The sequence below is a fragment of the Nocardioides dilutus genome (genome assembly GCF_054779555.1).
Map to the genome: position 1 here is coordinate 1,423,430 of NZ_BAAGYA010000001.1, position 14,087 is coordinate 1,437,516.

General features: G+C 71.5%; 12 protein-coding genes. 10 read left to right on the plus strand and 2 right to left on the minus strand.

The window, feature by feature from the left end:
• The first annotated feature begins 3 nt into the window (after positions 1-3).
• From ACYVC6_RS06875 to ACYVC6_RS06890, 4 genes are all read left to right on the plus strand, one after another.
• Complete coding sequence (locus ACYVC6_RS06875; protein WP_460712295.1) at positions 4-879, plus strand: AAA family ATPase; 876 nt, start codon at positions 4-6, stop codon at positions 877-879.
• Entirely contained in the window at positions 876-1,991 is a 1,116-nt protein-coding gene (locus ACYVC6_RS06880; RefSeq protein WP_460712297.1) for a vWA domain-containing protein, read from the plus strand. The genes ACYVC6_RS06875 and ACYVC6_RS06880 overlap by 4 nt, the downstream gene beginning before the upstream one ends.
• A complete protein-coding gene (locus ACYVC6_RS06885; RefSeq protein WP_460712299.1) occupies positions 1,984-3,174 on the plus strand; it encodes an XdhC family protein in 1,191 nt (396 codons plus the stop codon). Before ACYVC6_RS06880 ends, ACYVC6_RS06885 begins: the two co-directional genes overlap by 8 nt.
• Before the next feature lie 160 nt (positions 3,175-3,334).
• Positions 3,335-4,003, plus strand: coding sequence for a hypothetical protein (locus ACYVC6_RS06890; RefSeq protein WP_460712301.1), 669 nt, complete (start codon positions 3,335-3,337; stop codon positions 4,001-4,003).
• A gap of 7 nt (positions 4,004-4,010) precedes the next feature.
• Here ACYVC6_RS06890 and ppk2 read toward each other — a convergent pair whose 3' ends face one another.
• Positions 4,011-4,871, minus strand: coding sequence for a polyphosphate kinase 2 (gene ppk2 / locus ACYVC6_RS06895; RefSeq protein WP_460712303.1), 861 nt, complete (start codon positions 4,869-4,871; stop codon positions 4,011-4,013).
• Positions 4,872-4,927: 56 nt separating this feature from the next.
• Here ppk2 and ACYVC6_RS06900 point away from each other — a divergent pair, with 56 nt between their 5' ends.
• The 5 genes from ACYVC6_RS06900 (at position 4,928) to ACYVC6_RS06920 (ending at position 10,704) form a co-directional block, all read left to right on the plus strand.
• Positions 4,928-6,157: a transcriptional regulator gene (locus ACYVC6_RS06900; protein ID WP_460712305.1), complete on the plus strand. Its 1,230-nt coding sequence runs from the start codon at positions 4,928-4,930 to the stop codon at positions 6,155-6,157.
• 83 nt (positions 6,158-6,240) lie between these two features.
• Positions 6,241-6,732 carry a (2Fe-2S)-binding protein gene (locus ACYVC6_RS06905; RefSeq protein WP_460712307.1) on the plus strand — a complete coding sequence of 164 codons (492 nt, stop codon included), beginning with the start codon at positions 6,241-6,243 and terminating at the stop codon, positions 6,730-6,732.
• Complete coding sequence (locus ACYVC6_RS06910; protein WP_460712309.1) at positions 6,729-9,140, plus strand: xanthine dehydrogenase family protein molybdopterin-binding subunit; 2,412 nt, start codon at positions 6,729-6,731, stop codon at positions 9,138-9,140. Before ACYVC6_RS06905 ends, ACYVC6_RS06910 begins: the two co-directional genes overlap by 4 nt.
• Positions 9,137-9,994 (plus strand): FAD binding domain-containing protein, encoded by an 858-nt coding sequence (locus tag ACYVC6_RS06915; RefSeq protein ID WP_460712311.1) that lies wholly within the window; start codon positions 9,137-9,139, stop codon positions 9,992-9,994. The genes ACYVC6_RS06910 and ACYVC6_RS06915 overlap by 4 nt, the downstream gene beginning before the upstream one ends.
• Positions 9,994-10,704 carry an SRPBCC family protein gene (locus ACYVC6_RS06920; protein ID WP_460712313.1) on the plus strand — a complete coding sequence of 237 codons (711 nt, stop codon included), beginning with the start codon at positions 9,994-9,996 and terminating at the stop codon, positions 10,702-10,704. The genes ACYVC6_RS06915 and ACYVC6_RS06920 overlap by 1 nt, the downstream gene beginning before the upstream one ends.
• A 3-nt stretch (positions 10,705-10,707) precedes the next feature.
• On the opposite strand, the gene ACYVC6_RS06925 is transcribed toward ACYVC6_RS06920, so the two are convergent.
• Positions 10,708-12,069, minus strand: a complete 1,362-nt coding sequence (locus ACYVC6_RS06925) for an MFS transporter (RefSeq protein ID WP_460712315.1) — start codon at positions 12,067-12,069, stop codon at positions 10,708-10,710.
• Positions 12,070-12,289: 220 nt separating this feature from the next.
• On the opposite strand from ACYVC6_RS06925, the gene ACYVC6_RS06930 reads away from it, so the two are divergent.
• The gene (locus ACYVC6_RS06930; protein WP_460712317.1) at positions 12,290-14,056 is read left to right on the plus strand and encodes a DUF2207 domain-containing protein; all 1,767 of its coding nucleotides are present in this window, start codon (positions 12,290-12,292) and stop codon (positions 14,054-14,056) included.
• Positions 14,057-14,087: the final 31 nt, after the last annotated feature.

Sequence of the window (14,087 nt, forward strand, 5' to 3'; positions counted from 1 at the left end):
CAGATGCAGACCGGGTCCGCCGCGGAGATCGCCGCGGCGCTGCGCGGCACGGGCTACCTGACCGACGACGCGCTGGCGACCGTCACGTTCCTCGCGCTGCGGATGGAGCGCCCCCTGCTCCTCGAGGGTGAGCCCGGCACCGGCAAGACCGCGCTCGCCGAGGCCATCGCCGAGGCGCTCGACCTGCCGCTGGTGCGGCTGCAGTGCTACGAGGGCATCGACGCGACCCAGGCGCTCTACGACTGGGACTTCCCGCGCCAGATCCTCCATCTGCGCGCGCTCGAGGCCGCCGGCGCCGGGGCGACCGACGTCGAGGAGGCCGAGAAATCGCTCTATGACGAGCGGTTCCTGCTCGCCCGGCCGGTGCTGGCCGCGCTCCAGCAGAGCCCGGCGGTCCTGCTCGTCGACGAGGTCGACCGAGCCGACGACGAGTTCGAGGCGTTCCTGCTCGAGGTGCTCTCGACCTACCAGGTCACGATCCCCGAGCTCGGCACGGTCGCGGCCGCGACGCCGCCCGTGGTGGTGCTGACCTCCAACCGCACCCGCGAGCTGCACGACGCGCTCAAGCGGCGCTGTCTCTACCACTGGATCGACCATCCGGGACTCGAGCGCGAGGTCGCCATCGTCAGGTCCCGGGCGCCCGAGGTCTCCGAGGACCTGGCCCGCCAGGTCGTCGGCGTCGTCCAGCAGCTGCGGGGAGCCGACCTGCTCAAGCCGCCCGGCGTCGCCGAGACGCTCGACTGGGCGCGCGCCCTCCATCACCTCGGCACGGTCGAGCTCGACCTCGAGTCCTCGGCCCGCACGCTCGGGGCGCTGGTGAAGTACCGCGACGACGCCACCAAGGTCCAGCACGCCCTCGACCAGATGCTGCGGGCATGACCGCCCTGCCCGTGCGCGACGCCGACGAGATCCTGATCGGCTTCACCCGTGCGCTGCGGGCGGCCGGGGTGCCGGTCACCCAGGACCGTACGCACGGCTACCTCGCGGCGGTCGCGCTGGTCGGCCTCGGCGACGCCCGGGCGACCTACGACGCCGGTCGCGCGACCCTGTGCGCCTCGCCTGACGACCTCGTCCGCTACGGGCAGGTGCACCAGGCCTACTTCAACGGCCGCGACGGGCTGCCGCGGGCCCGGCAGGCGCAGGCCGGCGTGCCGTCGTACTCCGGACTGCCGCTGAGCGAGGACGGCCTCGAGGTCGGCGCGGACGACGCCGATACCGAGGTCGCCCGGGCGATGGCCAGCGACATCGAGGTGCTGCGGCACCGCGACATCGGCGAGCTGACCGCCGCGGAGAAGCACCGGCTCAACGCGATGTTCGCGTCGCTGCGGCCGCGGCACCCGGTCCGGCGTACGCCGCGCCACGAGTCGTGGCACCGCGGGTCGGTCGACGCCTCACGGACGCTGCGGGCCAGCCTGCGCCGGATGGGCGAGCCCGCCGAGATCCAGTGGCGGCGCCGGGGCCGCAAGCCGCGCCGGGTGGTGCTGCTGATCGACGTCTCGGGCTCGATGAGCTCCTACGCCGACGCGCTGCTGCGGCTCGCGCACCGGATGACCCAGGCCGGTCCGGTCGAGACGTTCACCATCGGCACCCGGCTGACCCACGTGACCCGGGCGCTGCGCGGCCGCGACCCCGAACGCGCCCTGGTGGCCGCGGGCGAGACCGTGCCGGACTGGTCGGGCGGCACCCGGCTGGGGGAGACCCTGCGGATCTTCCTGGAGCGGTGGGGCCGGCGGGGCATGGCCCGCGGCGCCGTCGTCGTGGTGTTCAGCGACGGCTGGGAGCGCGGGGACACCGCCCTGCTCGCCCAGCAGATGGCGGCGCTGCGCCGGGTGGCGCACCGGGTCGTGTGGGTCAACCCGCACCGCGGCAAGTCCGGATACGAACCGGTCCAGCAGGGCGTGGTCGCCGCGCTGCCCTACTGCCACGACTTCCTGGCCGGCCACTCGCTGGCGACCTACGCCGAGCTGCTGGAGGTGGTCGGCCGTGCGTGACGTGCTCAGCGAGCTGATGGCCTGGTGGGACGCCGGCGAGACCGTCGGGGTCGGCACCGTCGTCGCGACGTTCCAGTCCGCGCCAAGGCCCCCGGGCGCGTCGATGCTGGTCGGCCCGGAGGGCACGGCGGTCGGGTCGGTGTCTGGCGGCTGCGTCGAGGGCGCCGTCTATGACCTCGCCGAGACCGTGGTCGCCTCGGGCGAGCCGGTGCTCCAGCGCTACGGCGTCTCCGACGACGACGCGTTCGCGGTCGGCCTGACCTGCGGCGGCATCCTCGACGTCTGGGTCGAGAAGGTCAGCCGCGAGACCTTCCCCGAGCTCGGCGACATCGCCGCCGACATCGAGGCCGGCCGCCCGGTCGCGCTGGCCACCGTCATCGAGCACCCCGACCCCGCCTGGCTGGGCCGGCGGCTGGTGGTCCGGCCCGGCGGGATAGTCCGTGACCGAACTGACCCTCAACCGGGGTCGGCAGGGGCCGAAACGTCACGGACTACCGGCTCGCTCGGGTCACCTCGCGCCGACGACGCCGTCCGCGACGACGCCATCGGGCTGCTCGCGGCCGGCCACAACGCGACGCTGACCTACGGGCCCGACGGCGAACGCCGGGGCGAGGGGATGCGGGTCTTCGTATGGGCGTTCGCGCCCAAGCCGCGGCTCCTGGTGTTCGGGGCCATCGACTTCGCCGCGGCGGTCGCGCGGGTGGGGGCGTTCCTGGGCTACCACGTCACGGTCTGCGACGCCCGGCCCGTCTTCGCGACCACCAGCCGGTTCCCCGACGCCGACGAGGTGGTCGTCGACTGGCCGCACCGCTACCTGACCGCCGAGCACGAGGCCGGCCGGCTCGACCCGCGGACCGTGCTCACCGTGCTGACCCACGACCCCAAGTTCGACGTACCCCTGCTCGAGGTGGCGCTGCGGCTGCCCGAGCTCGCCTACGTCGGCGCGATGGGCTCCCGGCGCACCCACGAGGACCGGCTGGCGCGGCTGCGCGAGGCCGGCCTGACCGAGGACGAGCTCGCCCGGCTCTCCAGCCCCATCGGTCTCGACCTCGGCGCGCGGACGCCCGAGGAGACCGCGATCAGCATCGCCGCCGAGATCATCGCCGGCCGCTGGGGCGGCAGCGGCGAGCGGCTCGTGCACACCGAGGGCCGGATCCACGGGGAGACCACGCCGCTGGGGTGACCGGCCTCGGGCGCCCGCCCGGCGTCGAGACTCACCAAATGGCTGCCGGGAGCCACCGATCACGACCAATCCGTGTGCCTCGACGGCCCCCGGCGGGCCAACGCGCGGACCAGGGCAGGCGTATGGCACTCTGCCCTTCCCGTCGTCCACCGGAGGTTCCATGCGCCCGACCAGCCGGACCCTCGCCGTCGCCGTCACGGCGGCGTCGCTGCTCGCGCTCGCCGTCGGAGGTGGGGTCGGCTACGCGGCCGGCTCACTACCCAAGAACAGCGTCGGCAGCGCCCAGGTCAAGAACGGCGCCATCAAGGGCGTCGACCTCAAGAACGACGCTGTCACCGGCGCCAAGGTCAAGGACGGCAGCCTGGTCGGTGCCGACCTGAGTGCCAACTCCGTGACCGGCGCCCAGATCGACGAGAGCTCGCTGACGATGCCGAGCAAGCCGGGCACCATCACGCTGGTGGGCACGGCGTTCACGCCGCTGCAGAGCTCGGAGGGCTACAGCCAGGCGGGTCTCGCCAGCCGGTCCCGGGTCACGGACGGCTACCTGGTCGCCAGCGTCCCGATCGCGGCCGATGTGTTGGCGACGTCGGTCACCTTCTACGTGCTCGACAACGGACCGGGGTCGGTGGCCGTCCGCTCGAACTCCGTCGATGTCGCCGGTCTGGGCTTCCTGCCGAGCACCGAGGCCACCAGCACCGGCCAGGCGATGGCGGCGCAGGCGCTCACCGTCACGCCCGCGGTCCTGGCCGGCTCGATGCTGGAGCTGCAGGTGCACCTGCCGGCCGGCGGGAGCTACGCGATCCTCGGCGCGAAGGTGACCTACGAGTGATCGTGCCTCACCACAGCTGAGGCACGAACGTCTGCTCGTGCATCGGGGGACGCACGTAGTGCTCGGGTCGCATCTCCGGCAGCGTGACGACGTCCGGGGCGACGTTCTCGTAGTCGAACTGCGATAGCAGGTGGCTGATGCAGTTGAGCCGGGCCGCCTTCTTGTCATCGCTGGGTACGACGTACCAGGGCGCCTGCTTGATGTCGGTGTACTGGAAGGTCGTGTCCTTGGCCATCGAGTAGCGGACGTAGAGCTCGTGCTCGGCGAGGTCCATCTCGGAGAGCTTCCAGCGTTTGACCGGCTCGGCGTTGCGGGCCTCGAAGCGCCGGCGCTGCTCCTCGAAGGAGACCGAGAACCAGTACTTGATGACCTTGATCCCGGAGCGGACCAGGTTGCGCTCGAACTCCGGGCAGCTGCGCAGGAACTCCTGGTGCTCGTCCTCCGTGCAGAAGCCCATGACCCACTCGACGTTCGAGCGGTTGTACCAGGAGCGGTCGAACAGCACCATCTCACCGGCGGCCGGCAGGTGCTGCACGTAGCGCTGGAAGTACCACTGCGTCCGCTGCCGCTCGGTGGGCTTGGGCAGGGCGACCACCCGGACCGTGCGCGGTGACGTGCGCTCGGTGATCCGCTGGATCACCCCGCCCTTGCCGGCGGACCCGCGGCCCTCGAAGATCACCAGGACCTTGAGGCCCTGGGACTGGATCCAGTACTGGAGGAGCACGAGCTGCTCCTGCAGACGCTCCATCTCCTCGTCGTAGACCGACGACTTGAGGAGTCCCTTCTTGGTGTAGCGGTCACCCCGGCGCTCGGCGGTCAGACCGACGTCATCGGCTCCTTCGGGAAGGGTGGTGGGCTTCTTGGTCACTCGGCTACCGTGACCCGGGTCACACGCTGACGGCAAGTGCGACCCGGATGGTGGACATGGCGGTCGAGAGAGCACTCGAGGAACGGCGCTACGCCGCGGTGCGCGCGTGGACCTCGTTCGTCGAGCACGCCGACGAGGCGGCCGACCTGGTGCGGCCCGAGATCCTGAGCAGCTGGACCCGCTCGGAGTCCGCGGTGTCCCCTGACGTCCCCGAGGCTCCGCTGGCCGACGAGTCGGAGACGGCCTCGATCTGGCGGGGCTCCCCGCTGCAGGCGGCCGTCGAGCGGGTCGAGGAGGACCTGCGCCGCACCGCCGAGGACGGCGACCTGGTCGTCGCGGTCACCGACGCCGACACCCGGATCCTCTGGACCTACGGCGGCCGGGTGATGCGCCGCAAGGCCGAGACGGTCAACTTCGTGGCCGGCGGCCGCTGGGACGACCGCTCCGTCGGCACCAACGCCCTCGACCTCGCCAACCGGCTCCAGCAGCCGGCCATGGTCTTCAGCGCCGAGCACTACGCCTCGATCGTGCACAACTGGGTGTGCTGGGCGGCCCCGGTCTTCGACCCGACGACCGGCGCCAAGCTCGGCGTCATCGACCTCTCCACCACCTGGGACCGCACCCACCCCATCGGGCTCGCGACTGCCCGGGTCATGGCCCGGCTGATCGAGTCGGCGATGCCCAGCTCCCACCACCACCCCAGCGCGCTCGAGGAGACCAGGCAGCCGGGCCTGGTCATGACCCTGCTCGGCACCGCCGAGACCTGGCTGGACGGGCAGCGGCTGCTGCTCAACCGGCGCCAGACCGAGGTGCTCGCCCTGCTCGCCCTGCACCCCGAAGGCCTCTCGCTGGACCAGCTCCACGCGGCGGTCTACGGCGACCAGGCGGTCACCTTCTCCACGCTCAAGGCCGAGGTGTCGCACCTGCGGCACGCGGTCGGCGGTCAGCTGGGGTCCCGTCCCTACCGACTGCTGATGCCGGTGGCCACCGACGTCGACCACGTGCTCGCGCTGCTGCGCCGCGGCGAGGTCGGCGCCGCGGTCGAGGCCTACGGCGGCGACCTGCTGCCCGGCACCAACTCCCCGGCCCTGACCGAGATGGCCGAGTACGTCGCGGTCGCGGTGCGCGAGGCCCTGCTCGTCGACCCCGAGCCGGACGCCGTCGTCCGCTACAGCGAGCTGGCGCCCTACGACGCGGAGGTCCTCGAGGTCTGCCTCGCCGCGACCGACCCGCGGCACCCGGCGGTGCCGCTGCTCAAGGGCCGGCTCGCCGTCGCCCTGCGCTGACCGCGGGCGGGCGACCAACCTGACCCCAACCTGTTGGTCCCTAACGTGACCGGCATCACAGCCGTGCGCCCAAGGGAGAGCTCATGACCCGGATCCACCTGACCGTCGACGGCGCCTCGGTCGCCGACGACGTCGAACCGCGGATGCTGCTGGTGCAGTACCTCCGCGAGAAGCTCGGCAAGACCGGCACCGTCATCGGCTGCGACACCAGCAACTGCGGTGCCTGCACCGTGCATCTGAACGGTCGCAGCGTGAAGTCCTGCAACGTGCTGGCCGTCCAGGCCGACGGGGCCGAGGTGACCACCATCGAGGGCCTCGCCCAGAACGGCACGCTGCACCAGGTGCAGGAGTCGTTCCGCGAGTGCCACGGCCTCCAGTGCGGCTTCTGCACGCCGGGGATGATCATGCAGAGCATCGACCTGCTCAACGACAACCCGAACCCCTCCGAGGAGGAGATCCGGCTCGGGCTCGAGGGCAACCTGTGCCGCTGCACCGGCTACCACAACATCGTCCGGGCCGTGCAGCACGCCGCTGCCCAAGGCTCGAGCACCGCTGGTCAGGGGGCAGGCGCATGACCGCCGTCCAGGACGCACCCGCCGCCAAGGAGATCGGCCGCGACCGCCGCCGCAAGGAGGACCAGCGGCTGATCACCGGGCGCACTCGGTGGACCGACAACATCACGCTGCCCGGGATGCTGCACCTCGCCATGGTGCGCAGCCCCTACGCGCACGCGAAGATCGTCTCGATCGACACGGCGGCGGCCAAGACCGCGACCAACGTCGTCGACGTGATCACCGGCGCCGACCTCGGCGAGGGCCAGGGTGTCTGCATCAACGCCTGGCCGATCACGCCTGACCAGGTCACGCCGGCCCACCTGCCGATGCCGAGCGAGCGGGTCGCCTGTGCCGGCGAGATCGTCGCGTGCGTGGTGGCCCGGTCGGCCGCCGAGGCGCGCGACGCCGCCGAGCTCGTCGACGTGGAGTACGACGAGCTGCCGGCGATCCTCGACCTCAAGCGGGCCGCGGCCGACGAGGTCTTGGCCCACCCCGACCTCGGCACCAACAAGTCGGCGTACTGGAAGTTCGACAGCGCCGACGCGGGCACCGGCGGCAACGTCGACGAGGCGATCGCCAAAGCCCGCGGCGACGGCATCGTGATCGAGCGGGAGTATCGCCAGCAGCGGCTCATCCCGGCCTTCATGGAGCCGCGTTCGGTCGTCGTCGACCCGACCGGCGAGCAGATCACCATGTGGTCGGCGACCCAGATCCCGCACATCCTCCGGTTCGCACTGGCCGCCACCACCGGCGTGCCCGAGTCGAAGATCCGAGTGGTCGCGCCCGACGTCGGCGGCGGCTTCGGTGGCAAGCTCCAGACCACGCCGGAGGAGTGGATCGCCTGGGCGGTCGCCCGGCGGTTGGGCAAGCCCGTGAAGTACACCGAGACCCGCAGCGAGAGCCTGGTCAGCGGCCACCACGGCCGGGACCAGTGGCAGAAGCTCACGCTGTCGGCGGAGAAGGACGGCACCGTCACCGGCCTCAAGGTCGAGCTGTTGGCCGACCTCGGCGCCTACGTGGCGATCGTCGGCGGTGGCGTGCCGGTGCTCGGCGCATTCATGTTCAACTCGATCTACAAGTTCCCGGCCTACCAGTTCGGCGTGCAGACGGTGCTCACCAACTCGACCTGGACCGACGCCTACCGAGGCGCCGGCCGGCCCGAGGCGACCTACGCCATCGAGCGGCTGATGGACGAGCTGGCCGTGGAGGTCGGCGTCGACCCGATCGCGATCCGGGAGAAGAACTGGATCAACGCCGACGAGTTCCCGTTCACCACCGTGTCCGGCATGGAGTACGACTCCGGCAACTACGCGGCCGCCACGGCGCGGGCCAAGGAGATGTTCGGCTACGACGAGCTGCGCGCCGAGCAGCAGCGACGCCGGGAGTCGAACGACCCGGTCCAGCTCGGCATCGGCGTCTCGACGTTCACCGAGATGTGCGGCCTCGCACCGTCCCGGGTCCTCGGGTCGCTCGACTACGGGGCTGGTGGCTGGGAGCACGCAAGCGTGCGGATGCTGGCCACCGGCAAGGTCGAGATCGTCACCGGCGCCTCGGCGCACGGGCAGGGCCACGAGACGGCGTTCAGCCAGATCGTCGCCGACCGCCTCGGGGTGGCCTTCGAGGACGTCGAGGTGCTGCACGGCGACACCCAGGTCGCCCACAAGGGCCTCGACACCTACGGCTCGCGGTCGCTCGTGGTCGGCGGCGAGGCGCTGGTCAGGGCCGCCGACAAGGTGATCGAGAAGGCGAAACCGATCGCGGCGCACATGCTGGAGGCGGCGGCCGACGACATCGAGTTCTCCGCCGGCCGGTTCTCGGTCCGCGGCACCGACCAGGGCGTCGCGATGGCCGAGGTGGCGATGGCGGCGTTCGCGGCGCACGACCTGCCGGACGGCGTGGAGGCGTCCATCGACTCCGAGGCGACTTACGACCCGGTCAACTTCAACTTCCCCCACGGCACCCACCTGTGCGCGGTCGAGGTCGACACGGAGACGGGCGGCGTGAAGATGCGCAAGTACGCCTGCTGCGACGACATCGGCAACATCGTCAACCCGCTCATCGTGTCCGGGCAGGTCCACGGCGGGCTCGTCCAGGGCATCGCGCAGGCGCTGTGGGAGGAGGCGGTCTTCGACGAGAGCGGGACGTTGGTCTCCGGCTCGTTCGTCGACTACCTGCTGCCCACCGCGGCCGACACGATCAGCTTCGACATCGACCACACCACGTCGCCGTCGCTGACCAACACGCTCGGCACCAAGGGCGTCGGCGAGGCGGGCACGATCGCCTCCACCCCGGCGGTGGTCAACGCGGTCGTCGACGCCATCCGGCACTTCGGGGTCAACGACGTGCGGATGCCGTGCACACCCGAGCGGGTGTGGAAGGCGATCCATGCCAACGACGGCGCGGCGGCCACGGAAGGAGCAGGCGCATGATCCCCACCGCGTTCGACTACGTCGCCCCGGCCACCGTCGAGGAGGCGCTGAGCGCGCTCGCCCAGCACGGCGACGACGCGAAGATCCTGGCCGGCGGTCAGAGCCTGCTGCCGGTGCTCCGGATGCGGCTCAACGCACCCGAGATGGTGATCGACCTCGGCCGGATCGACGCGCTGCGCGGCGTCCGCGACGACGGCGACGCCATCGTCATCGGCGCGATGACCCCGCACTTCGAGGTCGCCGCGGACCCGCTCGTCGCCGAGCACGCCGGGCTCCTCGCCAAGGCGATCGAGCACCTCGCCGACGCCCAGGTGCGCCACCGGGGCACCTTCGGCGGGGCGCTCGCGCACGCCGACCCCGCGGGTGACCTCGGGGCGCCGGCGTTGGCGCTCGATGCCCAGTTCGTCATCGCGGGGTCCGGCGGCACCCGGACCGTCGGCGCCGACGAGTTCTTCGTGGACCTCTTCGAGACCGCCATCGGCGACGACGAGATCCTCACCGAGGTGCGGATCCCCAAGCACACGGCCTGGGGCGCCCACTACGAGAAGTTCGTGCGGGTCGTCCACCAGTGGCCGATCGTGGCCGTCGCCGCGGCGGTCCGGATGGAGGGCGGCACCATCGCCGAGGCGCGGGTCGGGCTCACCAACATGGGCTCGACGCCGGTCCGTGCCCGTGCCGTGGAGGCCGCACTGGTCGGCATGGCCCCCACCGCCGACGGCGTACGGGCGGCGGCGGAGCAGGCCGCCGAGGGCACCCATCCACCCTCGGACCTCAACGGGGACGCCGACTACCGACGCCACCTCGCCCGGGTCCTCACCCGGCGTGCGGTCGTCGCGGCGGCCACTGCGCTCTGATGGAGCTCGACCACCAGTTCTCGGTCCCGGCGGGGGTCGAGGAGACGTGGGCGCACTTCGAGGACATCGCCGAGGTCGCGGCCTGCTTCCCGGGAGCGGCGGTGACCTCGGTCGAGGGCTCGACGTTCCACGGGACGGTGAAGGTCAAGCTCGGGCCGATCGCCCTGGTCTACAACGGCTCCGGGACCTTCACCGAGAAGGACGAGGCCGCGCACCGCTTCGTCGTGGAGGCCAAGGGCAAGGACAAGCGGGGCAACGGCACGGCCGGAGCGACCGTCACCCTCGGCATGGCGCCCGGAGCCGCCGGGGGGACCGACGTGTCCGTGCACACGGATCTGTCGATCACGGGCAAGCCTGCGCAGTTCGGCCGGGGCGTGATGCAGGATGTCTCGGACAAGCTCCTCGGACAGTTCGTCGGGTGCCTCGAGCACCGACTCGGCGCGGACGTCGGGTCCGAAGGCGACGAGGGGTCTCAGACAGCGGCGGCGGCCGGTTCCATCCCCCCAACGGCCGCCGCCGCGCCTGAACCGGTCGATCCCGAGTCCCGGCGTCAGGCAGCGACGCCGCCCCCGATGGCCCCGGCACCGCCGCGGGAGGACGCGATCGACCTCGGTGCGACGGTGCTGCCGGTCCTGGCGCGGACCTACTGGAAGCAGGCGCTGATCGTGCTGGTCGTCATCGCGGTGGTGGTCTGGCTGCTGGTGTGGTGAGCGTCAGCCGTCGCGTCCCTCGACGGCCGCCGCCTCGTGCACCTGCGGCTCGGGCGTGGCCGGGGGAGGGGCGTCGGGCGGCATCGCCACTCCGTTGACGCTCGGGTCGAGCTGGCCCTCCACCTTGAGGATCGCCAGCGCCCCGCACAGGAGCGAGCCCACGATCAGCATGCCGATGTAGACCTCGCCCAGCGCCTGTCCGATGAGCACGCCGGAGATGGCGGGCGCGATGACGGCGGCGAGCTGGAAGGCGCCCGAGCTCAGGGCGTTGTAGCGGCCGCGCAGATGGTCGGGAGCCAGGTCGTTGACCAGCGCCGGGATGGTGGGCTGGAGCAGGGTCTCGCCCAACGCGAAGACGCCCGCACACGCCGCGACGAGGACCGCGGCGCCGAGGGTGCCGGGCACGAGCCCGGACAGCCCGAGGCACAGCCAGGCGAGGGCCCAGACCACGCCCATCGCCGCGATCACCCTGGTGCGGCGGCGGCCCTCGATCCGGCCGAGCACGACCAGCTGGAGCAGGACGATGACCAGGGTGTTGGCCGCGAACGCGAACCCGAGCGTGCGGGTGGACACCTCGCTGACAGCCCGGGAGAACGCCGGCATCCCGGCGTTGAGCTGGGAGTAGCCGACGAACGACGCCACGAACCCCAACAGGGTCAGTGAACCCATGGCCGGTCGCCGCAGGACGGCGAGGTAGGAGACCGTCTCGCCGGTGTCGGCATGGTCCTCGATGACGACGTGGCCGCCTACGTGCCGCAGCGGCCCGAGCAGCAGCGTCAGCGCGGGCAGGTAGCTGGCGGCGTCCGCGAGGTAGATCGCCTGGAAGGTGGCGACCCGCTCGACGTCGACGAAGAGGCCGCCGACGACCCCGCCGATGCCGATGCCGAGGTTGAGCAGGGTGAAGTTGACGCCGAAGTAGCGCTGCCGGAGCCGGCTCGGGACGACGGAGGCGATCATGCTCTGGAACGCCGGCCAGGACAGACCGAAGGCGATGCCCTGCAGGACCAGCGCGATCGCGGCCTGCCACCGGGTCTCGGAGTAGGCGAGCACGACGTTGCCGCCGATCATCAGGACCAGGATCCCCAGCACGATCCGCCGTGGTCCGATCCGGTCGATGGCCAGCCCGCCGGGTCCCACGACCAGCAGCCCGAGGAGCGGCGACAGCCCCAGGAGCAGCCCGACGTCGCTCAGGGCGAAGCCGCGGACCTCGTGGAGGTAGACGACCTGGAACGGCAGCACGAGGCCGGTGCCGACGAACTCGATGACCACGATCGACAGCAGCATCCGCCCCTCGCGGGGCAGGTCGCGCCAGAAGGCCCGCAGGCCGGTCGCCGCCGCGGACTGGTCACCGGTCGCAGAGGTCATCGTCTGAGTCTTCCAGCGACCGCCGACACCGGCACGCGACTTTGTCCGCACGTACTGGCTCAGGTCGAGACGTCCGGCGACCGCCTGCTGACCAGGTTCGTCGAGGACACCACGGCGGCCTCGTTCAATGGATCTGCGCCGGTCACCGGACGCATCCGCCGACCCCTGACCCGGCCGGGCTACAGACGTCCAGCCTGCGCACCCCTTAGGGTCTCCAATCGTGATACGGCTCGTGGGCTACACCATCGGTGTAGCGGTCATCGCCGCCCTGCTGTCGATCCCCGCGTTGTTCTTCGGAGACGGCGAGCCGACCGCCAACTACGAGGACACGTCGATCTCGTCCTACGTCGCGGACTTCACGGTGCGCGACAACGGCGACCTCGAGGTGACCGAGACGATCACCGTCGACTTCCCGGTCTACGGAAAGCACGGGATCTTCCGGTTCTGGGACCGCGTCGACCCCAACGACGACAACGCCCGGCGTGACCCCGAGGACATCTCGGTGACCAGGGACGGGAGAGACGAGCCGTTCGAGCTCAGCAACGAGGACCACGGGCGCTTCCGGGTGGCCAAGATCGGTTCGGCCGACGTCACGCTCGAGACCGGCGAGCACGTCTACGTGATCAAGTACCACATCGACGGGGTCATCACCGAGGGCGCCGACGAGATCACCTCCGAGCGCAGCCAGTTCTACTGGCAGCTCATCCCTGGCGGCTGGCAGCAGAGCATCGACTCCGCCACGCTCACCGTCCACCTCCCGGTCGAGTCCGAGTCCGAGGTCCAGTGCGCGATCGGTTGGGAGTCGGCGACGGGGTGCGAGGCTCAGGGCGCGGGCACCAAGGACCTGACGGTCACCACCGGACCGATCGGCCCCCGGACCCCGCTGTCAGTCGCCACCGGGCTCGACATGGCGACGCCCGAGGCGGGCAACGCCCTGCCCTGGACCCCCCGGTTCGACCGGGTGCTGGGCCGCAGCGTCCCGGTGCTCGCGATCGTGCTGCTGCTCGGTCTCGGCGCCGGCATCCTCGGCGGCATCGTCGGCGCCCGCTCGCGCGAGAAGCCGCCGGGCTTCCCGGTGCTCTACGCGCCGCCGGACGGCATCGGTCCGGCGCAGGCGAAGTACATCTACAGCGAGAGCATCGACCGCGAGACCTACGTCGCCACGCTGATGTACGCCGCTGAGAAGGAGGCCATCGACCTCAACCGCGAGGGCGACACGTGGACGATCAAGGACCGCAACGGCCCGGCGGGCTGGGCCGGCCTGGACCCGGTGACACTGGGCACGGCCCACATCCTGGGCGGGCCCGGGTCTACGTTCACCGCCAACAAGAAGGACGTCACGGCCGGCAAGCGGCTGCGCGACGAGATCTCGCTGTTCGACAACAGCGTGGAGAGCTGGGCCAAGAGCTCGGGCAACCTGGTCACCTCGGGCCTCGGCGGGATGGGTGGCTTCCTGGTCCTCGCGGGCTTCGCCGGTGTCATCGCGATCGCGATCTGGAACCCCTTCTCCATGACCATGGTCGGTCTCATCCCCGGCGCGTTCGCGGTGTGCGGGACCTCGCTGATGGCGACCGGCTCGGGCACCAAGCGCACGCGCAGCGGCCGCGACCTGTGGTCCAGGGTCGGCGGGTTCCGCCGGATGCTGTCGACCCCGTCGAGCAAGGAGCGGTTCGACTTCTCCGGGCGCGAGGAGCTCTACACCGCCTACATCCCGTGGGCGGTCGCCCTCGGCTGCGCCAAGGAGTGGGCGGCGAAGTATCGCACCGAGATGGGCACCGAGCCACCGGTCCCGCACTACTTCGCCGGCGCCTACGCCGGGTCGAGCCCGGCGGCGTTCGTCGACTCGATGACCAGCGACTTCAGCGCAACCGTCGACTCCGCGATCTCGTCCTACAACGCCACGCAGTCGTCGTCCTCCTCGGGTGGAGGCGGCGGCGGCTTCTCCGGCGGCGGCGGCGGTGGTGGCGGTGGCGGCGGTTCCTGGTGACCTTTGGGGCGCTGACGCAGTAGGTTTCACC